The 25920-nt window shown below is 44.2% G+C and carries 28 protein-coding genes; 13 read left to right on the top strand and 15 right to left on the bottom strand.

The features are described 5' to 3' along the window. Window positions 1-50 precede the first annotated feature (50 nt). Window positions 51-740: a type II CAAX endopeptidase family protein gene (locus QUA90_RS05380; protein ID WP_333444223.1), complete on the top strand. Its 690-nt coding sequence runs from the start codon at window positions 51-53 to the stop codon at window positions 738-740. A gap of 138 nt (window positions 741-878) precedes the next feature. On the opposite strand, the gene QUA90_RS05375 is transcribed toward QUA90_RS05380, so the two are convergent. Further along, the gene (locus QUA90_RS05375) at window positions 879-1112 is read right to left on the bottom strand and encodes a hypothetical protein (protein ID WP_333444221.1); all 234 of its coding nucleotides are present in this window, start codon (window positions 1110-1112) and stop codon (window positions 879-881) included. A 377-nt stretch (window positions 1113-1489) separates the two neighbouring features. Between QUA90_RS05375 and QUA90_RS05370 the strand changes: the two genes are divergently transcribed. From QUA90_RS05370 to QUA90_RS05345, 6 genes are all read left to right on the top strand, one after another. Then, entirely contained in the window at window positions 1490-1705 is a 216-nt protein-coding gene (locus tag QUA90_RS05370) for a hypothetical protein (RefSeq protein WP_333444218.1), read from the top strand. A 600-nt stretch (window positions 1706-2305) separates the two neighbouring features. Further along, on the top strand, window positions 2306-3457 hold the full coding sequence (locus QUA90_RS05365) for a glycosyltransferase family 4 protein (RefSeq protein WP_333444216.1): 1152 nt from the start codon (window positions 2306-2308) through the stop codon (window positions 3455-3457). 445 nt (window positions 3458-3902) lie between these two features. Beyond that, window positions 3903-5027 carry a glycosyltransferase family 4 protein gene (locus QUA90_RS05360; protein ID WP_333444214.1) on the top strand — a complete coding sequence of 375 codons (1125 nt, stop codon included), beginning with the start codon at window positions 3903-3905 and terminating at the stop codon, window positions 5025-5027. A 105-nt stretch (window positions 5028-5132) separates the two neighbouring features. After that, window positions 5133-6503: an O-antigen ligase domain-containing protein gene (locus QUA90_RS05355; protein ID WP_333444212.1), complete on the top strand. Its 1371-nt coding sequence runs from the start codon at window positions 5133-5135 to the stop codon at window positions 6501-6503. A 445-nt stretch (window positions 6504-6948) separates the two neighbouring features. Next, the gene (locus QUA90_RS05350; RefSeq protein ID WP_333444210.1) at window positions 6949-7743 is read left to right on the top strand and encodes a WecB/TagA/CpsF family glycosyltransferase; all 795 of its coding nucleotides are present in this window, start codon (window positions 6949-6951) and stop codon (window positions 7741-7743) included. 201 nt (window positions 7744-7944) lie between these two features. Next, window positions 7945-8388: a DUF4079 domain-containing protein gene (locus QUA90_RS05345; protein WP_333067855.1), complete on the top strand. Its 444-nt coding sequence runs from the start codon at window positions 7945-7947 to the stop codon at window positions 8386-8388. 92 nt (window positions 8389-8480) lie between these two features. Here QUA90_RS05345 and QUA90_RS05340 read toward each other — a convergent pair whose 3' ends face one another. From QUA90_RS05340 to ubiG, 5 genes are all read right to left on the bottom strand, one after another. Then, window positions 8481-9389, bottom strand: a complete 909-nt coding sequence (locus QUA90_RS05340) for an alpha/beta hydrolase (RefSeq protein ID WP_333444208.1) — start codon at window positions 9387-9389, stop codon at window positions 8481-8483. A 543-nt stretch (window positions 9390-9932) separates the two neighbouring features. Continuing rightward, the gene (locus tag QUA90_RS05335) at window positions 9933-10670 is read right to left on the bottom strand and encodes an alpha/beta hydrolase (RefSeq protein WP_333444206.1); all 738 of its coding nucleotides are present in this window, start codon (window positions 10668-10670) and stop codon (window positions 9933-9935) included. A gap of 194 nt (window positions 10671-10864) precedes the next feature. Then, window positions 10865-11377 (bottom strand): flavodoxin FldA, encoded by a 513-nt coding sequence (gene fldA, locus QUA90_RS05330; RefSeq protein WP_333444204.1) that lies wholly within the window; start codon window positions 11375-11377, stop codon window positions 10865-10867. Between the two features lie 162 nt (window positions 11378-11539). After that, entirely contained in the window at window positions 11540-11866 is a 327-nt protein-coding gene (locus QUA90_RS05325) for a cupin domain-containing protein (RefSeq protein ID WP_333328947.1), read from the bottom strand. 439 nt (window positions 11867-12305) lie between these two features. Then, window positions 12306-13151 (bottom strand): bifunctional 2-polyprenyl-6-hydroxyphenol methylase/3-demethylubiquinol 3-O-methyltransferase UbiG, encoded by an 846-nt coding sequence (gene ubiG, locus QUA90_RS05320; protein ID WP_333444202.1) that lies wholly within the window; start codon window positions 13149-13151, stop codon window positions 12306-12308. Window positions 13152-13379: 228 nt separating this feature from the next. Between ubiG and QUA90_RS05315 the strand changes: the two genes are divergently transcribed. Continuing rightward, window positions 13380-14111 (top strand): TIGR04283 family arsenosugar biosynthesis glycosyltransferase, encoded by a 732-nt coding sequence (locus QUA90_RS05315; RefSeq protein WP_333444200.1) that lies wholly within the window; start codon window positions 13380-13382, stop codon window positions 14109-14111. Between the two features lie 13 nt (window positions 14112-14124). On the opposite strand, the gene QUA90_RS05310 is transcribed toward QUA90_RS05315, so the two are convergent. The 4 genes from QUA90_RS05310 to QUA90_RS05295 form a co-directional block, all read right to left on the bottom strand. After that, window positions 14125-15177 (bottom strand): acyltransferase, encoded by a 1053-nt coding sequence (locus QUA90_RS05310; RefSeq protein ID WP_333444198.1) that lies wholly within the window; start codon window positions 15175-15177, stop codon window positions 14125-14127. A 238-nt stretch (window positions 15178-15415) separates the two neighbouring features. Next, entirely contained in the window at window positions 15416-16102 is a 687-nt protein-coding gene (locus QUA90_RS05305; RefSeq protein WP_333081909.1) for a DivIVA domain-containing protein, read from the bottom strand. Continuing rightward, window positions 15985-16563 carry a pantetheine-phosphate adenylyltransferase gene (gene coaD, locus QUA90_RS05300; RefSeq protein ID WP_333081908.1) on the bottom strand — a complete coding sequence of 193 codons (579 nt, stop codon included), beginning with the start codon at window positions 16561-16563 and terminating at the stop codon, window positions 15985-15987. The genes QUA90_RS05305 and coaD overlap by 118 nt, the downstream gene beginning before the upstream one ends. Window positions 16564-16760: 197 nt before the next feature. Then, a complete protein-coding gene (locus QUA90_RS05295) occupies window positions 16761-17588 on the bottom strand; it encodes a M15 family metallopeptidase (protein WP_333328958.1) in 828 nt (275 codons plus the stop codon). A 55-nt stretch (window positions 17589-17643) separates the two neighbouring features. Between QUA90_RS05295 and QUA90_RS05290 the strand changes: the two genes are divergently transcribed. Further along, window positions 17644-17787, top strand: coding sequence for a hypothetical protein (locus QUA90_RS05290; RefSeq protein ID WP_333328961.1), 144 nt, complete (start codon window positions 17644-17646; stop codon window positions 17785-17787). 26 nt (window positions 17788-17813) lie between these two features. Here QUA90_RS05290 and QUA90_RS05285 read toward each other — a convergent pair whose 3' ends face one another. Next, on the bottom strand, window positions 17814-18035 hold the full coding sequence (locus tag QUA90_RS05285; RefSeq protein WP_333228694.1) for a helix-turn-helix transcriptional regulator: 222 nt from the start codon (window positions 18033-18035) through the stop codon (window positions 17814-17816). A 70-nt stretch (window positions 18036-18105) separates the two neighbouring features. Beyond that, window positions 18106-18318: a helix-turn-helix transcriptional regulator gene (locus QUA90_RS05280; protein ID WP_333140882.1), complete on the bottom strand. Its 213-nt coding sequence runs from the start codon at window positions 18316-18318 to the stop codon at window positions 18106-18108. 237 nt (window positions 18319-18555) lie between these two features. Here QUA90_RS05280 and QUA90_RS05275 point away from each other — a divergent pair, with 237 nt between their 5' ends. Beyond that, window positions 18556-18996: a hypothetical protein gene (locus tag QUA90_RS05275; RefSeq protein ID WP_333444195.1), complete on the top strand. Its 441-nt coding sequence runs from the start codon at window positions 18556-18558 to the stop codon at window positions 18994-18996. Between the two features lie 33 nt (window positions 18997-19029). Here the strand turns inward: QUA90_RS05275 and QUA90_RS05270 are convergent, their stop codons facing one another. Genes QUA90_RS05270 through QUA90_RS05260 form a run of 3 tightly spaced genes read right to left on the bottom strand, consistent with a single transcriptional unit; the run spans window position 19030 to window position 21959 of the window. Continuing rightward, window positions 19030-21210, bottom strand: coding sequence for a pentapeptide repeat-containing protein (locus QUA90_RS05270; RefSeq protein WP_333444193.1), 2181 nt, complete (start codon window positions 21208-21210; stop codon window positions 19030-19032). A 58-nt stretch (window positions 21211-21268) separates the two neighbouring features. Continuing rightward, window positions 21269-21628: a transcriptional regulator gene (locus tag QUA90_RS05265; RefSeq protein ID WP_333434989.1), complete on the bottom strand. Its 360-nt coding sequence runs from the start codon at window positions 21626-21628 to the stop codon at window positions 21269-21271. After that, a complete protein-coding gene (locus QUA90_RS05260; protein ID WP_333434990.1) occupies window positions 21621-21959 on the bottom strand; it encodes a type II toxin-antitoxin system RelE/ParE family toxin in 339 nt (112 codons plus the stop codon). Before QUA90_RS05260 ends, QUA90_RS05265 begins: the two co-directional genes overlap by 8 nt. A gap of 121 nt (window positions 21960-22080) precedes the next feature. Here QUA90_RS05260 and typA point away from each other — a divergent pair, with 121 nt between their 5' ends. The 3 genes from typA to QUA90_RS05245 all read left to right on the top strand — a co-directional run bounded on the left by typA (window position 22081) and on the right by QUA90_RS05245 (window position 25829). Next, window positions 22081-23871, top strand: coding sequence for a translational GTPase TypA (gene typA / locus QUA90_RS05255; protein ID WP_333328976.1), 1791 nt, complete (start codon window positions 22081-22083; stop codon window positions 23869-23871). 642 nt (window positions 23872-24513) lie between these two features. Continuing rightward, entirely contained in the window at window positions 24514-25386 is an 873-nt protein-coding gene (locus QUA90_RS05250) for a ParA family protein (protein ID WP_333029965.1), read from the top strand. Beyond that, window positions 25383-25829, top strand: a complete 447-nt coding sequence (locus QUA90_RS05245) for a hypothetical protein (RefSeq protein ID WP_333444191.1) — start codon at window positions 25383-25385, stop codon at window positions 25827-25829. The genes QUA90_RS05250 and QUA90_RS05245 overlap by 4 nt, the downstream gene beginning before the upstream one ends. Window positions 25830-25920 lie beyond the last annotated feature (91 nt).

The following is a 25920-nucleotide window of genomic DNA, read 5'->3' as shown; positions in this document are numbered from 1 at the left end:
GCAATTTTTTACCTTTGGTATTAATCCAATTTTGTAATGAAGCGTGAAAAATGTTGGACATGGGCGATCGCAACTCAGCACTATTGGCTTTAACACTGCTTGTCCCTGCCGCTAGTATCGGTATCATAGCAGCCTTGTATATGGCCCCTGGAAGCTGGGGACAAACACTGTCAGTCTTTTGTCAAGTTTGGTTGTTGGTTTTTCCGATCGCGTGGTCTGTTTTTGTCGATCGCAAAAAGCTCAGTTTATCCCTGCCCAAGCGCCAAGAATTGCTGGCTGGATCTATTTGGGGAATATTCATGTTTGCGGTAATTCTGGGTATCTATAGCCTTTTCGGTCAGCAGTGGATCGATCCTGTAGTTGCTAAAGAAAAATCGTACCAATTAGGTATTAGCAGCCCTACTATTTACTTGATTGTAGAAGCATATTTTGTGCTAGTTAACTCGCTGATTGAAGAATTTACTTGGCGGTGGTTTGTCTGCAACAAGTGCCAGATTCTCATACCGGGCACAAAAGCAATATTTCTGAGTTCGCTATTTTTCACCCTCCACCACATTTTTGTAATAGCAGCTTACAGCGACTGGCAGGCTGTGCTATTAGGTTCATTAGCTGTCTTCGCCGCCGGGATAATTTGGTCGCACTCTTATGTGACTTACCGTTCGCTTTGGTCGAGTTATATCAGCCACGCGATCGCAGATTTAGCCCTAGCAACTATTGGTTGGGAAATTCTCTTTAACTAGCTGCTTTTTCAGCGACAATCGCAGGCCCTTCTACAGTAAAAATTGACTTTTTGCCCAACTCACTCTCCAGATTAATCTCTCCCCCCATCATCCGGGCGGCGTGCCACTGCCGCGGGCGATAATGTACCCTGACCAATTTTAAGATTCGGCAAGGTATATGTGGCTATAGCTGCCGTTGATGCCAACTAGCAGCGACAAGTGTTTGCTGGCATTGATGCTGATTGTACTGAGCTCTTGACTGATGCTGTGCAATAATCGACCGTTCATATCTTCCCACCGGAAGATGCTTTTCGTTAAGGCATCTGCTTTTAATTCTAGGTTAGGTTTTGCTGGCGATCGCATAATTTTAGCTGCTTGAAAACTGGCCAACATATCGCTACAATCATCGGCGGCCGGGCCCCAACAGCACACCGATTGTCATCTGGAATTGCAAACTTAGGAAAAATGATCCTTTCATAACATGAAATTTTTTGTACGCGAAATCGCTTGATACATACCACGAAGTTGCTGCTACTGCTTAGGAGTCAAGGTTGGCACGATATAGGCGGATCAACCTTGAGTATTCCTTTGATCTTTCTAGGATAATCTAATATTTTGTTTAGGAAGTTTTTTACGGTAATTACTTATACAGAACTTGGGCAGGGACGCTACATATACTTTGCCCCGAAGTGGCAGTCTCTTTTGGGAACTTTTTCATGCGAGCGCCTTTTATTAACAAATTTAAAACTCAGGCAGCTAATTAAATTTATATGGGTGAAACTCTATCTTCTGTAGCACGATTGGGAAACCTATTTTTTCAAACAGTGGACGCCTCAACCAGGTTTTTTCAGGAACATACGACAAGTGAGGGCGAGGGATATCGCTTGAAAAACAGGCTTTCTCCCCTCATTCGCGCGTTCACAACGGTGATTCGCGCGATCGCGCCCCTGCTGGTATCTGAGAAAACCACCATCTCTGAATCTTGACCAAATAGGATATTGTATCAAGCAATACCGACAGCACAGTTACCCAAAAACCACAACCAATGATTGGTATTTAGCTCTGTTGGTTCAATGAGGCAATCAACATTCTCAAGGTAAGAATTCCCCTCTTGAATCGAGTATAAAATTTTGCCAAAGGCGATGTCTGTCTACTGCATATTGTTGTTAATGCTACCTTTATCCCTCACATTAAAAGTTTGCTGATATTCGGTTTCCCGTACATCTCTATCTGTTTGATCGTAAATGATGTTATCTTTAACAGAGCGTGTTGTCTAGCTTGGTGTTTGTCGCGAACAAAGCTCCTATTTGATGAGGAATCTATCTTCAGGAGGAACTTTCGCTGACCTGAAAATTATCCCTCTAGGAACTGTTTCGCGATCAAATCAATCCTTATCATCAATGCAATGACAGTGATATTTTGGCAGATAGATGTTGGGGTGTTGCGAACAGTCGATCAGTTGGATTCTATGTAAACACCAGGAAAGCGGTAATTAATATTCACCCGCCCCTCTTTCCTTTTGGGCTCTAATATCAGCGCTGCTAGCAGCGCCGAGAGCGAGTTAAAGTCGTCAGCGGGACTTAAAAATGAAAATCACCTTTGTTCTTCCTACTCTGTCTCTGACTGGTGGAATACGAGTAATATCTATTTTCGCAGAACTTTTGAGAAAGCGAGGACACTCCGTGTTCGTCATCTCTGTACCCACTCCCCAGCCGAGTATGCGCCAGCAAGTCAAGTCGCTGCTGCGAGGAGGGGGTTGGATTTCCCGACCTGAAAATGAACCCTCATTTTTCGATAACTTAGGTGTAGAAAACAAAATTACTGATCGCTACCGCCCCGTAGAAGACAAAGATGTACCTGACGCTGACGTAGTAGTTGCCACCTGGTGGGAAACCGCCGAGTGGGTAGCCAAACTCTCTCCTAGCAAAGGAGCAAAAGCTTATTTTATCCAGCACCACGAAATTTTTGACTATCTACCTCAAGGAAGAGTAGAAGCAACTTGGATGCTGCCCATGCACAAAATTACGATCTCTGAGTGGTTAGTTGAGCTAGCTCGGACTAAATATGGCGATGACCAAGTTTCCTTAGCTCCTCCTAGCGTGGACACCAAACAATTTTACGCCTGTCCTCGCAACAAACAATCGGCTCCTACAGTGGGCCTAATGTACTCTACAATCTACTGGAAAGGAACCGACATCGCCCTCAAAGCTTTTTCCATAGCAGCAGAAAAGATCCCCAACTTGCGTCTGGTTGCCTTCGGTGTAGATGCCCCATCCTCGGAATTGCCCCTACCGGCCAATGCCGAGTATGTAATTCAACCCGACCAAGACAAAATCAAAGACTATTACAGCAAATGCGATGCATGGCTGCTGGCGAGCCGATCAGAAGGCTTCGGCTTGCCGATTATCGAAGCGATGGCGTGCCGCACTCCCGTCATCAGTACCCCAGCAGGTGCTGCTCCTGAAATTTTGAGCGGCGGTACTGGCATACTTGTAAGACCAGAAGATCCCCAAGAAATGGCAAAAGCCATAGAGTCTATCTGTCAGTTGCCAAATTCCAAGTGGCAAGCCATGTCTGAAGCCGCCTATGCCAAGGTAAACAATTATACTTGGGAAGATGCCACGGATCATTTTGAAGCGGCATTGGAAGTTGCTGTAGACAAATCTAAAAACCGCAAGGTTAACATAGATTGCTTTTCTCCCTACTATGCGGACAAAAAAATTCTGGTTGAATGCTAAGTGCCGCGCTGCCATTTGAAATTCGGCGCTACGGGCGTTTTCGGCGCCGGATTCTGGGGAGAAACTCAATATCGTTTGGTGGGGTGCTTCTGCTACAAATAAAATCGCCTGTGTCCTGTTTTCTACGCAGCAGTCTCGACACGAATTCTGACCGCAGCGACGACGGAATACAGGTTATAAATTGATCTGCCAAAATCTTAACTAGAGGGCAACGGAGGTTTTAAGGCTGGCTCCGTTACCGGTTAAACTTGTCTTGTCATCAAACATCTCCCGATTTGTAATTGGGAAAAGTCCCTGACGACAAAGTTAAGATCGGCTCGACTATCGAGTTACGATCGCCTCCTGCAGAGATCCGCACCCCGCAGAACAGCCAAAAATAGGCTGGTAAGTGCGAACTTGCTGTTATGGAGGAGTTTTAACCAGTATCAATCTTCAGCATCTATTCATGAAAATTACTTTTGTCCTTCCTACCCTGAGCCTTACAGGTGGTATGAGGGTGTTATCTATCTACACAGAACTGCTGCAAAAGCGAGGACACAAAATATTTATCGTGTCTATGCCCGTGCCGCAACCAACTTTGCTCCAACAATTGCGATCACTGCTGAGGGGTAGGGGTTGGCTGTCCGCTTCCAATACACAAAAGTCTCACTTTGACAAAGTGGATGTGGAAAGTCGAGTTCTCGAAACCAACCGTCCAATTACCGACCTGGACGTACCTGATGCCGATATTATCATGGCTACTTGGTGGGAAACTGCCGAGTGGGTGGCAAAACTCTCTCCCAGCAAAGGAGCGAAAGTATATTTTCTCCAACATTATGAGGCTTTTGACTACGTACCAAAAGGTCGAGTAGAGGCAACTTGGCGGCTGCCGATGCACAAAATCGCTGTGGCCCAGTGGCTGGCCGACATAGCTCGGAATGAATACGGCGATTTGTCTGTATCTCTCGTCCCTCCTACGGTGGACACCAAACAGTTTTACGACCCCCAGTCGCGAGCGAAGCAGCCGCGAGGCAAGCAATTAGTTCCTACAGTCGGGATGTACTATACTACAACTCCTTGGAAAGGCTGCGATATTGCCCTGAAAGCTTTGTCTATAGCTGCTAAAAAAATTCCTAACCTTCGTTTAGTTGCATTTAGTTCCGGCGACGATAGTCCTCTTCCCCATTTGGTGCCAGAGGATACTGAGTATAATAAGGAACCTACTCAAGACCAACTAAAAGAATTTTACAGCAAATGCGATGCTTGGCTGTTTTCCAGCAGATCCGAAGGCTTCGGCTTGCCAATTTTAGAAGCTATGGCTTGTGGCACTCCAGTGATCGGCACTCCTGCTGGTGCGGCTCCGGAACTACTTGCTGGCGGGGGTGGCATACTTGTCAAGCCAGAAGACCCAGAGGATATGGCAAAAGCGATCGAGCAGATTTGTCAGTTGCCTGATGCCGAATGGCGCGCAATGTCCGAGGCAGCTTTGGAGACGGTAATAAATTATACTTGGGAGGATGCAACTAATCTCTTCGAGGCGGCACTGTACACTGCTTTGGAACGTCAGGCACAATTAACGAACAAGATGTAAAATTGAGGTTGATTTAAAAGAGTGGGGTTGGGCGATCGTTTAATCGAGAATTTTTATCGGGCAATTTGAGTTTTCTTTCTACAATTTTACTGCCAAAAAAGACCTATGGTTGCATTAATCCCACTGGCTATGTTCGGCTTTATTCCAGTCGTTTGTTACCTGTTTGTGAGGTTTCCGGCTCAGCGGGCGGTAATTATAAGTTTTGTAGCAGCGTGGCTTTTTTTACCGCAAGCTTCTTATCCCATCCCCTCATTGCCACCGTATACCAAAATCTCTGCAGCTTGCTACGGGATTTTGCTGGGGACTCTGATCTACGATACTGCGCGCCTCACCTCTTTTAAGCCCGGTTGGCTGGACGTGCCAATGGTAATTTACTGTTTGTGTCCAATTATTTCACAAGTTAGTAATGGTGGCAGCCCGATTTCTCCGACTATCAACCAAATCGTTACTTGGGGTCTGCCTTATTTTTTAGGACGCTTGTATGTGGGTAGTTTAGACGGGCTGCGACAATTGGCGATCGGGATTTTTGCAGGTGGGTTAGCCTACATTCCTTTTACTTTAATTGAAGGGGTTAGGGGCCCAATTCTGCACCAAATGATTTACGGCGTCAATGCCTTTGAGGACTGGGGTCAAGCAAGGCGTTTGGGGGGGTGGAGACCAGTAGTGTTTATGCAGCACGGTTTGATGGTGGGCCTGTGGATGATGACAGCCGCCTTAATTGCTGTTTGGCTGTGGCAAACTGGGACGCTCAAAAAGTTTATGGGCCGTAACATCAAGACTTTAGCAATTATATTAACTATCGCTTTTTTCCTGTGCCGTTCTACTGGCGCCTACAGTTTATTTGGAATGGCGTTGCTCGTATTATTCTCTGCCAAGATTTTTCGCACCTCTTTGCCCTTGCTCTTGATAATTGGATATATAGTGTTTTATCTGTACATAGCTGCATCGGGTCAATTTTCGAGCCAAGACGTGGTTGCATTCATTACTCAAATATTTGGCGAAGAACGAGCCGCCTCTTTGAAGTTTAGATTTGACAATGAAGAGATATTGGGGGAAAAGGCGCGGCAAAGATTTATGTTTGGCTGGGGAGATTCCGGCGGAAACCGCGTGTATAACGAGTACGGTGATGATATCTCGGTCACCGACAGCTTATGGATTATTGCATTTGGCATCAACGGTGCAGTCGGTTTAGTTAGTTTATTTTCTTCAATGTTACTTCCTGTTATCGTCTTTTGCTTGTTCAAATATCCCGCCAGAACCTGGTCTAATCCCAAAGTAGCCCCTGCTGCCGCCCTGGGAGTAGCCTTAAGTATGTACGTGTTTGACTGTGTTTTGAATGCTATGACTAACCCGATTTTTGCGCTGATTGCTGGAGGAATATCGGGTCTCGTCTTAAAAGCTCCAGAAAGTCTTAAGGCAAAGAAAACCAGTTCGCCACCAAGAAGACAGGCGCTGGTTCACCAAAAATCCGGATGATTTTCCTGAAGGCGATCGCTGCTTCACTACAAGCTTGACACTAGGTTGCCTTCTCTGGAGACAAAAACTAAAAAATCTACCACTTTTGGATGAAATCCAGTTCGGAAGTTGCCAGATATTTTTCACTAGGTTAAACTTTTAATCTCATAAACTCTTTTTTTTTACATTCATATGCAATGCTTCAACAAGTATTAGCACTGGATGGCTTTTTACTTGAAACTGTGTTGCGAATTATAAACTTCAAAATTGGCTTTATACACTTTTTCTAAAACGAGCTGATTCTTTACATAATCTTTAAAAATCCTGACTAGACAGGTAGGGTCTAGGAGGATATACTGAGAAAAGTATGTTCACTGAAGGGCCCAAGCAGTGAAAACACGAAACTGTATTGTGGGTTATAATAGTTTGAGTTGTAGTTTAATATAAAGCAGGAAGGGAATAATAAATGAAAACAGTTAATTTATTGAATGTCTCGATAGATAACTTCTCAATAAAAGAGTTGTTTGAAAAACTCGACTCCGAAGGCGGTGTTGTATTTACGCCAAATGTAGACCACTTGATTAAGTTGCAGTATGACCGCGACTTCTATGAAGCTTACAATAAATCTAGTTATAGAGTCTGCGACAGTCAAATATTGATGTATGCCTCGAAGTTTTTGGGTACTCCTCTCAAAGAAAAAATTTCAGGTTCGGATTTGTTTCCTGCCTTTTATATGTATCACAAAGATAACGAGAAGATTAAAATATTTTTGCTAGGAGCTGCTGAAGGTATTGCTAGGCAAGCCCAGGAAAAAATTAACCAAAAAATTGGTAGAGAAATAGTGGTTGAAGCACTTTCTCCTTCTTTTGGCTTTGAAAAAAACGATGAAGAATGTGAAACAATAATTGACGCGATTAATAAATCAGGAGCGACTGTTCTCGCTATAGGAGTGGGAGCGCCCAAGCAAGAGAAGTGGCTGGTTAAATACAGGAGCAAATTAACACACGTCAAAATTTTCTTAGCCGTAGGTGCAACCATTGATTTTGAAGCTGGTTGCAAAGCCAGAGCTCCCAAATGGATGAGCGAAGTCGGCATAGAATGGGCGTACCGACTGTTAAGTGAACCGAGAAGGTTGTGGAAAAGATATTTGATTGAAGGTCTGCCTTTTTTCCGATTAATCTTAGAACAGAAATTAGGGTTTTATAAAATGCCTTTCATGGAGAGCAAAACCAGCCAGCTAGAATGGAAAGGTGGCTCCTAAAAAGGTGAGCGACCAATCTCTAGCATAAATTAAGCTGAGTATCGGAGAAAGTGGGTTTGACTTTAAGGTAAGACTGATGCAATCTGTGGATAGTCCGATCGCACATCGCACTTTCTCTCAAAATAATTCATTTTTGCTTTCAAGTCCAGGTAAAATCGGAAAGAAACCTTTTGTGGAAAATCCTAATTAGGGATGCAACCGATGAATCTGCCTTCTTTCTTGTGGTTGTGGAAAATAGCGGCTTGGTCAATGGGTGTTTCCCTGTTGGCTTACCTGTTGCTGGCCGTTACTGGAACATGGATGTTTGCCGCTAGGAGTACCAAACAACCGCGCCCAAAATGGCTGCGTCCCTTTCATTTAGCCACTGGTGCGGGGATGGCGACTTTGGTAATTTTACTGCTGGGAATTGGTGTAGTCGGTACGCTAGGATACTACGGCAATTTGGGTCACTCGGCTCATTTACCGGCGGGGTTAGCTGTTGTGGCTTTGGTGTTGGTTTCTGTTGGAAGCGGGCTGCAAATTGGCCCTAAACATCCTTGGGCCCGCCCCCTCCACATCGGCACTAATTTGGCCTTGTTTGGGGGATTTGTGACTGTGTTGCTCACAGGATGGACGATCGTACAAAAGTATTTGCCGAAAGTTTGAAACCTGTCTATTTGACCTCAAACTATACCAAATATCCAAGGGAAAACATATATATAACATATATATAAGGTGCGCCGCAGCGCACCCTAGGTTTAATTTTTTTGCGTGAGTCCGCTTTTTGTGATGAATTCTAAAATATGTTGCGCGGTAATCTGTGGCTTTTCTAAGTGGGGAACGTGCCCGCAGTCGGGTATCCAAATTAGTTGAGAATTTGCGATCGCCCTGGCAAACTTTTCCGCATCGGCCGTCCCCAAAATCCGGTCTTGTTTTCCCCACAAAATCAGCGTTTGCTGCTGAATTTGCGATAATTTTTCCCCAAAACCTCCGTAACCGCCGCTTTTGGTAAACGCAATTAAAGCTTGATTCCAGTTGGGCATTTCCAAGTGCAAAGCAGCACAAGTTTGAGCGTCTTGAGAAGCCAAATTTTTATCGAAATAAGCATTGACGCTAATTCGCTGGCGAATTTTGGGATTGCGTAAAAATGAAGTTGCCAGATACCCTAAAGGAGGAATTAAAAACTTTCCCTTATTAGAACTGATGGCAAAACCTGCGCTATCTATTAACACTAATTGTTTTACAGCTTCTGGATAATTGAGAGTGAAATCAATTGCTGCTGCACCTCCCATTGAAGCACCGACTAAGATTACAGGCTGCGAAATTAGCGTTTTCCAAAAATAGTAAAGGTGACTTTCAATTGCCCTCGCGCTGAATGCCAAACCTGCCGCTCTTTCTGTAAACCCGAAACCCAACAAATCAACCGCCCAAGTTTCATTTTCGGCAGCTAGCAGCGGCAACAGGCGGCGGAATTCAAACAAGGAACTGTCGAAGCCGTGAATTAGCAAAATTGGTGTGTTGCCACTGCCTTGGCGCACATAGGTTGTGGCAATTGGTCCAGAAGATAGGGGAGTTGTAATTGCTGCTTGTTGAATGCTTTGGGCTAAGGCAATTGAGGTAGATTCTGTAAGTTGTGCGATCGATTTTGGCAGAAAACTTGCTGGCATAATTCTTGATAAATTGTGAATCGGTAGGGGCGATGCCACTCTGTCCGCCCTAACATTTAAGTATATATGCTTGCTCGATCGCTATTTTAGGAGTTCGGGCGAGTCATTAAAATTCGATCGATACTCAGTATCCTTCAGCCCCGTCTAAGGCTGAGCTTGTTAACCAGATGTTAAAATATTTTATAATCGTTGTCAATAATTCCTGTTTAATCTACCCTTACCTTCCTCTGCGTTAAGACCGTCTCTGCAGTTTATTCACAAAAACTAATTGACAAATCCAATAAAATTAGCCTACCATTTACTCAAACATCTGAATATATTTTAAATATTTTTTACAATTATTCTAAAATCTTAAAAAGAGACTGAGGATAACTCAAACTCCATAGCTCAAAATCCTAGCAAATAAAATTGGCAGCATGGACGGTGACAACTGCGCCAAAAAAGTCGAAGCCTGTATGCAAAAATTGCCAGGAATTACGGAAATTAATCTAGTATTTGCCACATTAAGTTTCGGTAAATTGAACAACGAATAGCAAGCTTCACCTAAAACTTAAAATTTAAAATTGCTTGGTGGCTGTGTACAGATAGCCAAAAGTTCAGGATTTTTTCGCCCACTTGTTCTGGATAGAAGTGGTGAAAGAAATGTCTACCGTCTTGACATTCCCAAAGCCTATCGCCTTTTTTAAGAAATTTCGACCAGCGACGCATGACAACAGGAGATACCAGAAAATCTGTTTTGCTGCTGCATATTAACAAAGGTACTTCTACACCTTCATCGTGGGAATTACTAATCCTAAATAAGGAGTGAGGACAAGGAGAACAGGCTAAGTCATCCTCAAAATATGATATAAATTTTTGATTAATAATTTGATTTTGGCATCCCAGCATATCGCCTACTATTTGATTCAAAACTTGTTTGCGACTCCGGGGAAAAGCTGAAAGATACGTATAGTAATGTGCTTGCCAATTAATAGCAGATGGCAAACCCACAGATAAAAGTCCCAAAGAACGTACTTTGTGAGGATAGCGGCGCGCATACATTAAACCAACTAATCCGCTGGTACTGTGGCCAATGAGATGAATTGGGCGGTCGCGCAATGTTAAAAAATCGTGCAAAAGTTCAACAGCCATATCTAAAGAACAAGCTTCGTCTTGAGTTTGTTGGTATTCCCATATCTGCACTGGTACAGAATCATTTAAGTAGGAAAGCAGCGATCGATCGAAGAATTGCAAACTCGGGCTTACACTTAACCAAAGTACGTCATTTGAACTAAACTTCATTTATTTTAAGTTGGATATCGAGTTATTCACAATTATAATTTATAGCCTTTCTCACAAATATGAGGTACTATAGGGCATAGGGCATACCTCACTTTTTTGAGAACCGCTGTATTTGCTAAATTTTGGGGGCGCGTTGAGTGCGTAATTTGATTTTCGCACATCATCTAATTGCCAAACCCGCCCTACCGTGAAGTCTACAAGCTAAATTCTCTCTTGAGTTGAGATACCCAAGATTTGATGCGCGATTCCGTCAGATCGGATTGGTTGTCTTCATCAATAGCAAGACCCAAAAACTTGCCATCAACTACAGCTTTAGACTCATTAAAATCATAGCCATCTATCGGCCAATAACCAACTGTTTCACCGCCCTGTTCAGAAATCTTTTCAGCCAAAATCCCCATTGCATCCATAAAATTATCCGGGTAGCCTTCTTGGTCGCCAGTTCCCACATAAGCTACTTTTTTGCCACTAAAATCAATATCATCAAGTTCAGGCCAAAAGCCTTGCCAGTCGCTTTGCAGTTCGCCGATATTCCAAGTCGGACAAGCGATAATCAGAGATTCGTATTCCGCAAAATCATCATTTTCAACGCTGCCGATATCGTGCAAGGTCACGATATCGCCACCAAATTCATCTCGGATCATTTCAGCTACCGACTCAGTTTTCCCAGTTGTAGTTCCGTAGAAAATACCAATTGATTTCGACATTGTTACTCCGAAGGTGAAATTTGATAGTGCTTGAGGGTTGTTTTTTTTGAGTCAGGATTTGGCATTTCCTGCCTGCAATTCAGACAAAAACAGTAGACACGGTTGTGGCGAACCTGAGAAATTAGGGAGTCAAGGCAGCAAGGACACTGTTTTTTCATCTGCTTAAAGTTGAAAATTCATTAACCAAGCTGACTCACTCAAATCGGGGTCTGGTTCGCAGTCAATTAGTAACAAATTCAGCGTGGTTTGTACTTTTAGACTGCGCGGGATGCCCGCGGGTACAAACACAAATACTCCCGGTGTTAAAGTGACTTTTTGATTGCACACCGTGAGAGTTCCCACTCCTTCTAAGACGGTGATGGTTACATCTTTAAAGTTATCGAGGTCAGGTATTTCGGAATTTTTACCCAAACTCATCAGTTTTTGGCTGTCGGCTGGTTGTCCGTCGCTGATTGGCGAGGCTGACGCGGAAACTATTGCTGCTGTCACGGTGATTGACCTCCAGGTACTGTTAACTTCTGGCAGTTATTGCAATTAATATTCAATAAGCTACCATGCAATCTAGATAAATTGTTAATAGCCCAACATTAAGTTTTGTTGCAGTGGGCTGTGTATCTGGGTTTAAAAGCAGCGGTTGTACCCGTCAATTGAGACGGGGCGGTCATTTGGGTCAAAAAAACTGCGATTGGCGATTCGGTTCACCGCCAAATACTTGCTAATAGTTCTCAGTTAATTATTAAAACACTCATCAGTCATCATAGGACTTACGCAGAAACTGGGTTTGATGGACGAAAATATTGCATCCCGGCTTTTGACACTAATGAAAAACCCGGTTTCTTTAGTCTTTATCCGTAAGTTCTACATCAGTCAACAGTTAACAAACAGCCCACCGCCAACAGTCAACAGCCAACAGTCAACAGTCAACACACTACTTCTTTGCCCCAACCCCAACATACATAATCGACTTATCCTCATTAATTTGGATTTTAAACAACCCTGATTTTTTGTAATCTATATAGTTAGCGAAATTAGATGTTAGAGTTTGAGAGACTTGTTTAAAAATACCCGCCGAAGAAAACACCTGCTTGCCGCGTGTAAAATCTTCCCAAAACCCGTACATTGCGGCTAACATAGCGCCCATTTCTCCAAACATATCAAAACCTTTAATTTCAATATAGCCAAAACCAATATCCTGCATTACCACAGATAGTTCCTCGGGGGTAATAAACTTCTCCCAATCGTGAACGCCCCGCCTAATTTCCTGCAAAATATTTTCCATCAGCCCAATCATCACAACTTGCGAGGAAAAAGTGCGGTTGATTGTATCAAAAAAGAACAGTCCCCCAGGCTTGAGAATTCTGTGAACCTCAGACACAACTTTTTTGTAATCGGCCACGTGTTCCAAAACATCCACGCAGATTACAACATCAAAGGTATTGTCGTCGTAGGGCATATTTTCGGCAAAACCTTGCTTGTAGTCAATCTCATAACCGCTGGTAACTGCGTGATTTTGAGCTGCTACAATACATTTGTCCGATCGATCTATTCCAGAAACAATAGCACCTCTCTGGGCCATAAACTCGCAAGAAAAGCCGCCGCCGCACCCGACATCTAAGGTTTTCAGCCCTTGCCAAGTAGTCGCGTGTCTGTCGAAAAACTCAAATCTGGGTTTATTTAGATGGTATAAGGCATAAATTTTAGCATTTTCGTCCCACCAATTATCGGCATTTTCCTCATAAAATTCTAAATCATTTTTTACTTCTGTTTTCTGCACGATTTTCTCTGTCCTGATTAGTGGAAAATATAGATGGCGATTGCACTTTTGCGTGATTTTATAGGAATGACGCCAAAAAAACCAATTTCTGTAGAAAATCGGATGTTTCGTGACGAGTTCACAGGCAGACACGGGTTTTTGAATCTGTGCGCGTAAGTTTTATTTTCTCGTGAGTTGTGAATCGCCACAGTTGTTTATTATAATATCTTTGGCATAAATTTCAACCAGATGGATCGCGTTTCTATTATCATCCCAGCCCTCAACGAAGCGACTTGTCTGGAACGCACCCTCCGCCAACTCAGCATTCTTAATCCTCCCGCTTGGGAAGTGTTGGTGGTAGACGGTGGCAGTCAAGACGAAACAGCGTCGATCGCACTTTCTGCCGGCATCCGCGTTATTTCTAGCAGTATAGCCGGACGATCCCTGCAAATGAACTTAGGTGCTCAAGTCGCCACCGGTGAAATTCTGTGCTTTCTCCACGCCGATACTTTAGTTCCCGACGACATTGTAGCAGTCATCCAGAAAACATTGTCCGATGCCGAAATTGCCGGCGGCGGGTTTATCTCCCTGATGGCTGGTTCGCAGCAAACAAGATGGGGTTTTTCTCTTCACAATTACCTGAAAACTTATTACGCGCCGCTGTTATTTCGACCTCATTTATTTTTCAAAGGATTGCGCCTGCTGTTTGGCGACCAAGTTATTTTTTGCCGCCGTACCGATTTTTGGGAATGCGCTGGTTTCGATGCCGCGCTGCCAATTATGGAGGAAGCGGATTTGTGTTTGAGGTTAGTGCGACGGGGGAGACTTAAGTTAGTCAATCGGGTAGTGGAAAGTAGCGACCGTCGAGTTGCAGCTTGGGGCGAATTTAAAGCTATTGCGATCTATCTTTCGATTGGTTTTTTGTGGGGTTTTGGCGTTTCCCCAAGGGATCTCAAGCAGTTTTATGAAGACATCCGCTGAACACAAAATCCGCTTAAATTCCAAGAATGTATTGGCTGTATTTTGGCGGCAAAACTTTCTGCAACAGGTAAATAATCGCCCAACAACCTAACAAAGTCCCCGTAACTAAAAAGCCGAGCTTCAGCAGCGGATTTACCGGGTCAATAAACTTATAAAACAGTAACAAGACATATTTCACTACTGTCGAATCCAGCAGATATATAGGGAATGAGTAAGCAGCCAATATTTTGACTAACCCAGACACTCTACTGGGAAGTGCAATATTCTTAGAAAATGCGAGGATCGACAATACGAAGAAAATTGCGTATCCTTGAGCAGATAGTTTAAAAAACGATCGGAGAAACCATGCGTCCGAATTAACTCCACTTTTTAGGTAAAATTCCCAAATGCTAGCTAGATAAAAAAGGATTGTTGCCCCTAAAATTGGCATTTTCATCCGTTCGAGAACGGGTTGAATTCTGTCATAGGAGCTGCCCAAAAATAGACCTGTTGAAAATGGCAAAATCCAACTGAAAATCCAGCGCTCCATCAAAGGTAGAGGTATTGATATGTATTGGAAAGCGCTTAAGTAGAAGAATATTGTAAAAATTGTTTGAATTGTCAAGCCCAAAGCCAAAACTTTTCTGGGTTCTAAAACTCTGAATTTCACTAGCAGCCACCACCAGCCGTAGCATTGAACAATCACAACGATGAAGTAATAGGGAGGCATCACTGAACCCGTCAAGATATCTCTGAGTAATGAAAGGAAATCAAATTTTTGGATTTCTCCCAAATTATTTAAGATGTACAAAGCTACTGACCAAAACAGATAAGGGGGTATAATTTTTGACAGTCTTTTTTTGACTACCAGTGCGGGATTATTTTGATTTTCCAGTTTGTTGCTGAGAAAAAAACCGCTCAACAGTAAAAATGCAGGTACGCAAAATAGTTGAAATGTATCGATCGCCACAAATAAAATTCTGCGGTCACGAAATGTAAAGAACCCAGCATGAGTAATCACCACACTGACGATTGCTAAAGCTCGGATCAAATCAAATTCAGCGAACCGATTAGAAACTTTTTGCATGGTAAAAATTAGATTGTAAAAATTGGAACCCAATTAGGAATTTTTTGTCTGATGAGTTTTCACCAAACTCTAGCATAAAATTTTATATTTGCTCCTATCTTCACAAAACTTATGTCGGCAAAAATAAGTCACCGACGGCGGGGACTGAGGAATAAAGACTATAGAGACTATTGCGAAAAAAAATCTACCTAAATTAGGTAGACTTTTAGAAATGTTCAAGCAATGAGTTCACTGTTGGCTAACCGTTGCTGTGATGGATGTGCGACGCAGAAACACTATCCAACTGATCGCGCCCGTTGCGGATCACGCGCAGCATATCGCTCAACTTGTGCTCGATATTATCGAGAACTTGGTCGGCATAATCATCGGCTCCGTTTTGAATTTCCTCGCATTCAGCCATCGCCCTGACTCTCATCTCTTCCAATTCCTCTTGAGCCTGGTAGCGAATTTGTTCGACTTCCGCCAGCGTGGCCTGCTGAATTGCCTCGCAGTCGAGCAAAACTTGCTGTCGCAACTGATCTGCCTCTATCTTCGCCTGCTGGAGCAAGCCCATATCGTTTAAAATTTCTGCTGCTCTCTGTTCTGCTGCTTCTATCACTTCCTGAGCGTAAAGTTCCGCCTCTTGAAGCAAGTCGTCCTTGTGCCGGATGATCGTCTCGGCTTCCTGAAAGGCGATCGGCAAATTTAGCCTCACCAAGTCTAACTGATCAAGCAACTGTTCTTCATCCACCAGAGTGCGTCTGGTCATGGGAATTCGCGGACTGTCGAGAACAATTTCCTCAAGCCTGTTCAATTCCCGCTGGATGTCTACTCCTGCGGTTCGGGTGGGGTCTCCGAAGGTGGCTGTGTTCTGAGGTGATTCGTTCTCAGTGCCGCGTCCGGTAGTGTCGGGTTCGATGCGAGTTGGTTCCTGCTGGCGTAACATTTGTAAATATCTAGGGCGACGTGTTTCGGAACAAGATGATCTACGGAGCCACCAAACTTGGCTATTTCTTTAACTACACTACTACTTAAAAAGCTGTACTCGTTAGAAGTTGCCAAAAAAACTGTTTCAATTTCACCCAGAAGGGTTTTATTGGTGTGGGCCATCTGGAGTTCCATTTCAAAATCTGTTAATACCCGGAGCCCCCGCAGCAGCACTTTGGCTTGTCGAATCTTAGCATAGTTTACTGTCAAACCCTCAAAACTGTCTACTTCTACATTTGGCAAGTGTTGAGTAGAGCGCTGGATTTGCTCGATCCGTTCCTCTACGGTGAAGAGAGGGGTTTTGCTGGGGTTTCTGACTACGGTAACAATTACCCGATCGAATAGTTTAGATCCCCGCTCGATAATGTCTGCGTGACCGAAGGTAATGGGGTCAAAGCTGCCTGGATAGATTGCAATCACGAGTTTGGCTCAACGGAGAGTGGGAGTGGGGGAATGTGGGATAGGGGGAGAGCGAGAGAGCGGGGGAGTGGGAAAGTCTATTATCCTTGTATCCGTGTTAATCCGTGTAGTGCCTTCCTTCTGACAACTGACAACTGTCAACTGTCAACTGTCAACTGTCAACTGTCAACTGTCAACTGACAACTGTCAACTGACTTCTACTTTTTCATCGAATGAGCTTTGTAGAAAGTTTCGAGGCTTTGCTTGTCGCCCACAAACCGCCAATGCCAAGGCTCGTAGCTGACGCCTTGGCGATTGTTTTTCGGGAAGGACATTTCAAAGCTGAAGGCGACGGCGTTGGCTTCTAACCACTTGAATGCTTCGGTATTTTCAAAACTGGGACTGAGGTTGTGTTCCGGGGCGGTGCCGTCGCCGATGTCGATCGCATAACCGGTGTGGTGTTCGCTGTAACCTGGAGGGGCGCTGACTTCGGCTCGCTTGCTGGCGTTTTGCCTGCGTTCGGCTTTCACGTCAAAAAATACGTGCTGTTGGTCTTGCAGGGAGCGAAAGCCGGATATGGGAGCGAAATAGATGCCTGATGCGGCTGCGGCGTTGACCATTTCCTGATATTTTGCTGCTGCTGAGGAGCGGAGTTTGACGCTACCGTCGGAGGTGACGCCTACCAAGTCTTTTGCTGGTGCTTCTGGGTAGGGCAAGTGGCCCAGCAGGTTTTCTGGGATTGCGGGGACTTTTGGGGTGGTAGCTGGACTCGCGACAGACGGAGACGCGGAACTTGTCGGCGCTGAGTCTTGTTGAGTTTGCTCTGCCTGACTGGTGGCTGGGAACAAGTTAAAGTTGAGGTGCAGCCAGATGCTGACCCCAAAGGCTAGTGCGGCCAACCCTAGCAGTTTCCAAATCAGCCCTTTTTTCTTAGACTGACTCTGCCCTGCTTCGGGGTATGGGTGATCTCGCACTGCTTCTGGAATTTCGTCGGCGACAAGCTCCGAGGCTTGCGGGGGTTTTCTTGACAGACTAGCGTTATCCAAGCCAGCTCCACTCCTGCACTTCAATAAGGCTCAACGTTAAAAATTGTAGACCGATATGGGCGATCGAACAGCTACAATTGCCGCTGAGAATATATCATCTCTTTCAGACTTCGCCCTGTCCCATCCGCCAACTCTCGAATCTGTTGCTTGGGCCCACAGTCGATCGTCCCTGCGAGGCCGAACTGGTTGGCGCTGGTAGCGCTGGTTTATTTTAAGTGTAATTTGTTACTGTTCCACAAAATCCAACAATTCTTCGATCGACACATCAAACGTCCGGGCCAATTTTAGCAGAGCACTGATGTCAGCCATTGCCATACCGGGCGATCGGGCATAACTTTTAACAGTATTGTAGGATACTCCAGAGCGATCGGCTACTTCCTTCAGCGTCCAGCCTTCCCTAGCAGCAAACTCTCTGATCCGCAATTTAACCAATTCGCCTCTTGACATTAGGGTGAAATTTCACCTATAGTATATATGAGATATAAAGCGCCGACCAGCGGCACCGCACTCCCGGCGCCTAATCTTCCACAACCTCAAACAAATCTTCAATCAACAAATCAAAAGTTCGAGCTAATTTTTGCAAATGAGTAACGTCAACCGTTGCTAACCCCGGCGAACGAGCATAATTCTTAAGCGTGCTGTAGTGAACTCCCGATCGCTCAGAAACCTCTGTCAAAGTCCAACCCTTCTCGGCAGCCAGCTCTCGAATCCGCAACTTAACCAATCCCATTTATTGACAATAGACCAGTATTGGCCTTAAAATATTTACATCATAAATAGCGATCGCCCCCCGGCCTCGAAAACTGAAGAGCGAACAGCTATTTATTCAAATGACCGACAATTTGGCATTCACCAACAAAAAGTAGGATTCACCAACAAAAAGTCGGATTGACCCAAAATCAAGTCGGATTCACCCCAAACAAGTCGCAGTCACCCCAAACAAGTCGGAGTCACCAAGTCACCAACCATGATACCAAAACAAAACTCAGAAGCCAAGCAAATAAATCCACTTGCTCGCTTTGTCACCAAAGAAGCAGTTGCCAAAGTCTTGAAAGTCAAGCCAGAACAGATTCGGGACATTCGCTGCTGGGCTTACGTCATCCACGTTGTGGGAGTTGGCATCAGCCAATTTGTCAGCTACGCAGATATGCCGCCAATTTTAGGAGTCGAACCGCCGACGCTGCAAGATTGCATTCGGTGGCGGAAACGCTGGAGAATCAGCCAACATCAAGCACCGATATTTTGGGTAGATTTTTATGAGGGGAAATTTCGGCAGTCTCGCGGTGTGGAAGAACTCTACAACTGGGGTAAGTTGGTAGGTAAGATTAAGCACGGGTTGTCAGAATTGCAGGTGGAGTTGCTGCGGAACATTTATTTTTTGGTGAAAGAGTGTATTCAGGCTTTTTGAGTAGAGTTTGTTGAGCAAACCCCTTAACTAATTTTATTCGTGAGTAGAACCATCTGGCATAATTGCACCAGTGAGTTTAGCATTTATAAAGTTTGCTCCTCCTATTTTTGCATTTGTTAAGTTAGCGCCAGATAAGTCTGCATTTGTTAAGTTTGCTGCACGGAGGTCTGCTGAAATTAGGTCAGCACCACGCAGTTTTGCACCGTATAAATCAGCTTGCCGCAAATCAGATTCAGTTAAGTCTGCTGTCGTTAGATCGGCACTTTGTAATCTTGCATCATTCAAGTTTACCTGCTTCAAATTAGCCCGACTCAAATTACAGCCGTCTAGACTTGCTCCCTGAAGTTTTGCCTCACTCAAATTCGCATCTCTAAAATTGGAATTATTCAATTTTGCCGAAATCAAATTAGCACCTTGTAAATTGGCTCCCATCAAGTTAACACTGCTCAAGTCCCTACCAGTTAGATCGACATTTGGCAGCGATACATAAGGAGCAATTAAGTAAGCGCCCGTTTTCACGGGATCGAAATCAGTAGGAAATAAAGTTGCTTCATTGTAAATCGCTCCTAGAAGCTTAACTCCTTTGAGATTTCCTCGATCGATGTTGGCTTCTAAAAGGTTAGAATTACTCAGATTTGCATTTGTCAAATCAGCATTTTTCAGGTCTACTTTCCTCAAGTTTAGCCCGCTTAAGTTAGTTTGAGCCAGGTTGGCAGTTGTGAATTTTGTTTGGTGATTAAGTTTCGCCCCGCTAAGGTTTGCACCGTTCAAATCGGCTTCACTAAAATTTGCAGATTCTAGCTTTGATCCTCTTAAGCTTGCTTTGCTTAATTTGGCTTTTTCTAGTTTAGCTGATTGTAAATTAGCCTGAGCGAGGTCGGCTCTTGATAAATTAGCATGATTCAGATTGGCACTGTATAAACTAGCCTGAGAAAGATTGGCATTGACTAAGTTTGCTTGATTCAGATTGGCACTGTATAAATTCGCCTGATCGAGGTTGGCATTGACTAAGTTTGCTTGATTCAGATTGGCACTGGATAAATTAGACTTAGAAAAGTTGACACCGCATAATTTAGATTCGCTAAAATTTGTGCTAGAGAAAGAGCCATCCCTCATATCTGCTCCCGTCAAAATTGCCCCGCTGAGGTTGAGGCTCTGCCAATTAACACCCCTTAAATTAGCTTTTTTAAAATTAGCTTTACTCAGGTTGACATCAGAAGCTAGGTTTTTACCGGTTAGATTAGCATCGGCTAAATTAATACCCGTAAAATCCTTTTCTCCCTCATTGTAACGCCGCAAAAACTCCTCAACACTAACAACAGGTTCCAGACATTCCTCAGACTCATCCTCCACATCCTCACAGCTATCCTCTAAAGCAATATCTTCAGCAGCAGCCGCCAATCCTTCCAAATAATCTGCTCGATCCAAGTAATCCGAACTCGCTACAAACCGCCTTTCAATCTCCTCCTCATTTAATACTTCGCTGCTTTCAAATCGCTCAATTAATTGCTTGACAATTTGGCAGTCCTTCGTGCGAATTCCCACTTCTTTTTCTGCACTTTGGTCGTTGTTAGTCAGCAAATTATGACTACCCAACATGGCAAAACTAGAATCACAAACTAAAAAGTTTTCGTGAGTTCCCAATAAAGATAGACTAAATTGATCGGGATATTCGCTTGCTAATTCTTGCAAATCTGCCCAAGCATTGTAGCGCCATCCCTTGCCTATTTTTTGCCGATCTCCCAGATAACCCCAACCAATATTTATCAAACATCCTCGGTTCAAACACTCTCTAAACTTTTGCAGCAATTCATCATTAATGCTGTTACAATTGAGCCAAGGGCAAACAATAATCAGCCGCTCTTTAGCTAGTGATAGGGCTTCCATCAACACAGCGCGACTGTTGGGACGATCGCATACTAACTGATACTGAAAGTCTGACTTTGGCTTTTCTGTCTCGGTGTCAAGCTCGATCGGCTGCTCAGCAATGACAGACATATCGCTATTTCCCAAATCACGCGGCTGTTGCAGGGACGCAATTTCAGCAGTCAAACTTTCTAGCATTTGCGGTTCAGGGCGATCGTTAAATCGCTGTTCCTGTGCCTCTAACTGCCTCTTAAGTTTGGCTAGATATTTTTTCAGAATAACTTGCTCTTCTTCAAGCTGCAATACTCTCGTGGCTATTGATACTAAATCTAGTTCGGTTTCTGACATAGTGCTATCCTGAAATCAAAAATACTTCAAAAGCCAAGTCTGGGAAGTTTGCGCCTCATCAAACATTACCAACTTCTGCAAACTCAGCAATATTTGCAGAAATTTGCTCATCTCCTGCATCAACCGCAACCGTTAACTTCAATCCCAAAGCCTTGAGCCAACTAGCCAAACCATAAATTGTCGCAATTCCGTCTCCCGACAACAAAGTATCTAACTTTTCCAAATGCAACTTAGCATCATCAGCAGACATATTTGGTTCGCCCAGAGCCTCAAATACATCTCTCAGCGCTTTTCGCATGATTCTTAATTCCAAATCTCCCTCTTCTTCCTCAAAAATTTCTGTGATGTAAGCAGCAGAAAAATTGGGATCTTTGAGAGATTTGATTTTAAACGGATGGTAAGGGACACTTTTAGGCATTTTCTTGGCTCCTGTATTCTTCCCAATATTTCTTAGCAGTGCGAATATCTTGATCTTGAGTGCTTTTATCTCCACCGCACAGCAAAAGCACAATTATTGCTCCAACTTGTCCAAAATAAACCCGGTAGCCCGGGCCAAAGTCAATTTTCAATTCCGAGACACCTTCGCCAACCGATCGACAATCTCCCAAATTGCCATTGCTAACACGCTCCAGCCTTTTCACAATCTTGGCTTTACCCTTAAAATCGCGGAGAGATTCCAACCACTCATCAAAAGGAACTCTGCCGTCTGGCTGGCTATAACTTTGAATTTCCTTGGGTTGTACTTCCATAATTTCAATTTTAGCGGGTCAGCACTCCAATCTTACAGCCGCGCCCGATCGCCCCTTGACTCCATGCGCTACAATTATTAAGAAATCTTTAGTTAGATCCGTTTAACGTTCCAGACGCATTATGAGTCTTCCCATTCGCAACGTCGCCATCATTGCTCACGTCGATCACGGCAAAACCACCCTTGTGGACGCTCTCCTCAGACAGTCCGGGATCTTCCGCGAAGGGGAAGAAATCCCAGATTGCGTCATGGACTCGAACGACATCGAGCGCGAACGTGGCATTACCATCCTTTCCAAAAACACCGCCGTCAGGTACGGAGAAACCCTGATCAACATCGTCGATACCCCCGGACACGCGGACTTCGGCGGAGAAGTCGAACGAGTTCTCGGCATGGTTGACGGCTGTCTGCTGATCGTAGACGCCAACGAAGGCCCGATGCCGCAAACGCGGTTCGTGCTCAAAAAAGCCCTAGAAAAAGGACTGCGCCCGATCGTCTTTGTGAATAAGATCGATCGCGAGCGAGCCGACCCCCACAAAGCCGTCGATAAAGTTTTGGATCTGTTCCTCGAACTAGGCGCTGACGACGATCAGTGCGAATTTCCCTATCTCTTCGGTTCCGGCTTAAGCGGTTACGCCAAAAAACACCTCGAAGACGAAGGGGTAGATATGAAGCCCCTCTTTGAAGAAATCCTCGACCACGTACCACCCCCCGTAGGCGACCCCAACAAGCCACTACAACTGCAAGTAACCACCTTAGATTACTCAGAATACGTCGGTCGCATCGTCATCGGCCGCATCCACAACGGCACGATTAGAATCGGTCAACAAGCAGTCTTAATTACCGAAAGCGGCGCGATTGTCAAATCAAAAATTACCAAATTGATGGGCTTTGAAGGCTTGAAGCGGATTGATATCCCAGAATCTTCTGCTGGTAATCTTGTCGCCGTTGCTGGTTTTGCTGATGCGTATATTGGCGAGACAATTACCTGTCCCAACGACCCGCAAGCACTGCCTTTAATCAAAGTAGACGAACCAACTTTGCAGATGACTTTCTCTGTGAACGATTCGCCGTTCTGCGGTCAAGAAGGTAGTTTGGTAACATCGCGTCAAATTCGCGATCGGCTAATGCGAGAACTCCAAACCAACGTCGCCTTGCGCGTCGAAGAAACCGAATCTCCCGACAAATTCCTCGTATCCGGCCGCGGCGAACTCCACCTCGGAATCCTGATCGAAAATATGCGTCGCGAAGGATACGAATTCCAAGTATCTCAACCGCAAGTAATCTACCGCGAAATCGGCGGTCGTCCCTGCGAACCTTTTGAATGTTTGGTGTTAGATGTACCCGAAGAAGCAGTCGGCGGCTGCATCGAACGGCTCGGTCAGCGGAAAGCAGAAATGCAAGATATGCACGTCAGCAGCACCGGTCGCACCCAAATCGAATTTTCAGTCCCCGCTCGCGGTTTGATTGGATTCCGAGGCGAGTTCATGCGCTTGACTCGCGGCGCTGGAATTATGAACCACAGCTTCCTCGACTATCGCCCCCTCGGTGGAGAAATTATCGCCCGTCGCAACGGAGTATTGATTTCCTTTGAAGAAGGAGTTGCAACTACTTATTCACTGAAAAATGCTGAAGACCGCGGCGTATTTTTCATTACCCCCGGAACCAAGGTTTACAGAGGAATGATTATCGGCGAAAACAACCGAGATGAAGACATGGAGCTGAATATTTGCAAGTCGAAGCAGTTGACAAACCACCGCGCATCTGGCGGTGAAGAATTGGCGCAATTGCAAGCACCAGTCGATATGAGTTTGGAGCGTGCTTTGGAGTACATCGGTCAGGATGAATTGGTGGAGGTAACTCCTAAATCAATTCGCCTGCGGAAGGTTTCTAAGAAGTTAGTCAAACGCTAAAAAAACTTGTAGGGTGCTCTTCGGCGCACCTTACTGGTGAAACGCTAAAAAAACTTGTAGGGTGCTCTTCGGCGCACCTTACTTTCTATCGACCGTAAAAACCTGCCCGAACTTAAAAAATTATATATTATCTAATTTTGCGTTGGTTATTTTATATCAATTCCGGTTGCCATCCTTCGGAATTGTTGACTGTTGGCTGTTGACGGGCGGGTCGAAAAACTGAATGATTGAGTGTTAACTGTTGACTCGATTTTATTATTCCGATGCAACCGGAAACGATATTACTTAATTTTCCACTTGAAAGCTGATATTTATCGGTAGGTATTTCCCCGAAAGCCTTTAAACACCATGCAAATAAGGTTTTCAGAGAAGCACAAGTATTCGGATTAGATAAAACCTTTTCAACATTAAGTCCATCGAGACTTCGGCAGCCGTGTTCCTTTTCATTAAATCCAGAATATATCTTTTTTAGTGCACCTTTGGGATGGCTAATAATTTGATTTTTTTATTATTTATTTCTATATCATAGCCTGCTTTTCATGTCAATTGGCATATCGGACTGCTCAGGGGCGATCGCGCGCTGAACAAAGTCACACAATATGTTTTAATTTATATTTGAGCAAAATCCAAACAAAGCCAGCCATGAGTCCTAAATCAATAGCCGTAATCAACTTCAAAGGCGGTGTCGGAAAGACTACCGTCACTTGGAGTCTGGGAAATATTATATCCCAAGGAACCGACTTAGAAGTCTTGATGTTAGACTTAGATCCTCAAATGTCGCTCACAGAGGCGATCGGACTTAACGAAAATACAGGTCATTTAGATGACAAGTTTGGTAAGTGGTACGAAAAATCTCTCAAGCATAGACTGACAATTTACGACGCTCTAGAAGTCTTTAAAAAAGCCGGACAAAACTTTAAATTTCCCGTTGGTTTCGACACCATTTATCAGATTGACGAACAGTTGCATTTTGTCCCTTCAGTTGAAGAATTGTATTGGTTAGATATCGATGGATTTGAGGGAAAAAGTGTTAAAGACTTTATCCGCCGATTCATCGGCAAAATCGCCAACTCTGCCAATCTCCCCAAATACGACTTGATGCTTTTTGACTGTTCGCCTTCCTTCAGTCTCCTCACCTACAGCGTACTCTCTTGCTGCGACTTAATATTAATTCCCGTCAATCCCGATTATTTTGGTTCTAGGGGATTGAGTTTAGTTTTAAACTCGCTCCAGAAACGGATTGAGCCTTATCCGTTTCCCAAGATAGCAGTCTTTATGAATAAAGCTAAAACCTATGGAGGATTGCTGACAAATGAAGTTCAGTTTTACATGAGAGAAGTAAAGAGACTTTGCGATGAGATATCAAAAGATAATAACATAGAAGTTAGATTTTTAGAATCGACGATTCGCGAAAGCGTCGGGCTAAAACGGGCGATTAATGAGGGAGAACTGCCGCGAGAATTAGTTAGAGAATTTGAAAAACTATGGCGCGAGTGTGAGGAGTATCTAAAATGAGTAAAAAAGAAATTTTGGCTGCTTCCGAACAAGAAAGCGGGGGGTTGGTTGAGGAAATTGGCGAACTTAAGGAAATCTTGCGGGACGTTGCTCGAAAATTAACCCGGCTTGAGACTCAAGTCAAGCGGGGAGTGGTTTCTGCTGGCTCAAAAACTTCGGATATTGCCAGGAGTGCTGATGTTAATAAACCTGTTAATTTATCGGCTGCCAATGTTCTAGAAGTTTATGAAGAACTGCGTTTACAAGCTAAGAATGGTAATGAAGAAGAGGTGAGGCAAAAATTGTTGGCAATGAGTGCAACTGACTTGAACTTGATGTGTTGCGAGTTAGGGATGCCGCCCAGCAGCAAGAATCCGTCCCGCAAAAAAATGTTCGAGCTAATTATTGGCAGAATTAAACAGAGTTTGAGGCTGTCGAGACATATAGACAGACAAACACTTTGAATGGGGCATGGGGAATGGGGCATTGGTAATAGCTTCGACTTAGAATTTGCCATATCCCCGCAGGACTTTAAGAAGTCGGAGATATGAGGAC

Source organism: Microcoleus sp. D3_18_C4, assembly GCF_036702355.1.
Classification (GTDB): Bacteria; Cyanobacteriota; Cyanobacteriia; order Cyanobacteriales; family Microcoleaceae; genus Microcoleus.
This window is presented reverse-complemented; position numbering and strand designations above follow the sequence as displayed.

Bases quoted from the DNA above. Each gene is read 5' to 3' on its own strand.
- fldA (WP_333444204.1), bottom strand. From the start codon at position 11,377: ATGTCGAAATCAATTGGTATTTTCTACGGAACTACAACTGGGAAAACT.
- QUA90_RS05280 (WP_333140882.1), bottom strand. From the start codon at position 18,318: ATGGGATTGGTTAAGTTGCGGATTCGAGAGCTGGCTGCCGAGAAGGGT.
- QUA90_RS05265 (WP_333434989.1), bottom strand. From the start codon at position 21,628: ATGCCTAAAAGTGTCCCTTACCATCCGTTTAAAATCAAATCTCTCAAA.
- QUA90_RS05340 (WP_333444208.1), bottom strand. From the start codon at position 9,389: ATGCCAGCAAGTTTTCTGCCAAAATCGATCGCACAACTTACAGAATCT.
- QUA90_RS05315 (WP_333444200.1), top strand. From the start codon at position 13,380: ATGGATCGCGTTTCTATTATCATCCCAGCCCTCAACGAAGCGACTTGT.
- QUA90_RS05370 (WP_333444218.1), top strand. From the start codon at position 1,490: ATGGGTGAAACTCTATCTTCTGTAGCACGATTGGGAAACCTATTTTTT.
- typA (WP_333328976.1), top strand. From the start codon at position 22,081: ATGAGTCTTCCCATTCGCAACGTCGCCATCATTGCTCACGTCGATCAC.
- QUA90_RS05275 (WP_333444195.1), top strand. From the start codon at position 18,556: ATGATACCAAAACAAAACTCAGAAGCCAAGCAAATAAATCCACTTGCT.
- QUA90_RS05270 (WP_333444193.1), bottom strand. From the start codon at position 21,210: ATGTCAGAAACCGAACTAGATTTAGTATCAATAGCCACGAGAGTATTG.
- QUA90_RS05285 (WP_333228694.1), bottom strand. From the start codon at position 18,035: ATGTCAAGAGGCGAATTGGTTAAATTGCGGATCAGAGAGTTTGCTGCT.
- QUA90_RS05260 (WP_333434990.1), bottom strand. From the start codon at position 21,959: ATGGAAGTACAACCCAAGGAAATTCAAAGTTATAGCCAGCCAGACGGC.
- QUA90_RS05365 (WP_333444216.1), top strand. From the start codon at position 2,306: ATGAAAATCACCTTTGTTCTTCCTACTCTGTCTCTGACTGGTGGAATA.
- QUA90_RS05250 (WP_333029965.1), top strand. From the start codon at position 24,514: ATGAGTCCTAAATCAATAGCCGTAATCAACTTCAAAGGCGGTGTCGGA.
- QUA90_RS05380 (WP_333444223.1), top strand. From the start codon at position 51: ATGTTGGACATGGGCGATCGCAACTCAGCACTATTGGCTTTAACACTG.
- QUA90_RS05290 (WP_333328961.1), top strand. From the start codon at position 17,644: ATGGGCGATCGAACAGCTACAATTGCCGCTGAGAATATATCATCTCTT.
- QUA90_RS05335 (WP_333444206.1), bottom strand. From the start codon at position 10,670: ATGAAGTTTAGTTCAAATGACGTACTTTGGTTAAGTGTAAGCCCGAGT.
- QUA90_RS05375 (WP_333444221.1), bottom strand. From the start codon at position 1,112: ATGTTGGCCAGTTTTCAAGCAGCTAAAATTATGCGATCGCCAGCAAAA.
- QUA90_RS05350 (WP_333444210.1), top strand. From the start codon at position 6,949: ATGAAAACAGTTAATTTATTGAATGTCTCGATAGATAACTTCTCAATA.
- QUA90_RS05355 (WP_333444212.1), top strand. From the start codon at position 5,133: ATGGTTGCATTAATCCCACTGGCTATGTTCGGCTTTATTCCAGTCGTT.
- QUA90_RS05305 (WP_333081909.1), bottom strand. From the start codon at position 16,102: ATGTTACGCCAGCAGGAACCAACTCGCATCGAACCCGACACTACCGGA.
- QUA90_RS05345 (WP_333067855.1), top strand. From the start codon at position 7,945: ATGAATCTGCCTTCTTTCTTGTGGTTGTGGAAAATAGCGGCTTGGTCA.
- QUA90_RS05360 (WP_333444214.1), top strand. From the start codon at position 3,903: ATGAAAATTACTTTTGTCCTTCCTACCCTGAGCCTTACAGGTGGTATG.
- QUA90_RS05245 (WP_333444191.1), top strand. From the start codon at position 25,383: ATGAGTAAAAAAGAAATTTTGGCTGCTTCCGAACAAGAAAGCGGGGGG.
- QUA90_RS05310 (WP_333444198.1), bottom strand. From the start codon at position 15,177: ATGCAAAAAGTTTCTAATCGGTTCGCTGAATTTGATTTGATCCGAGCT.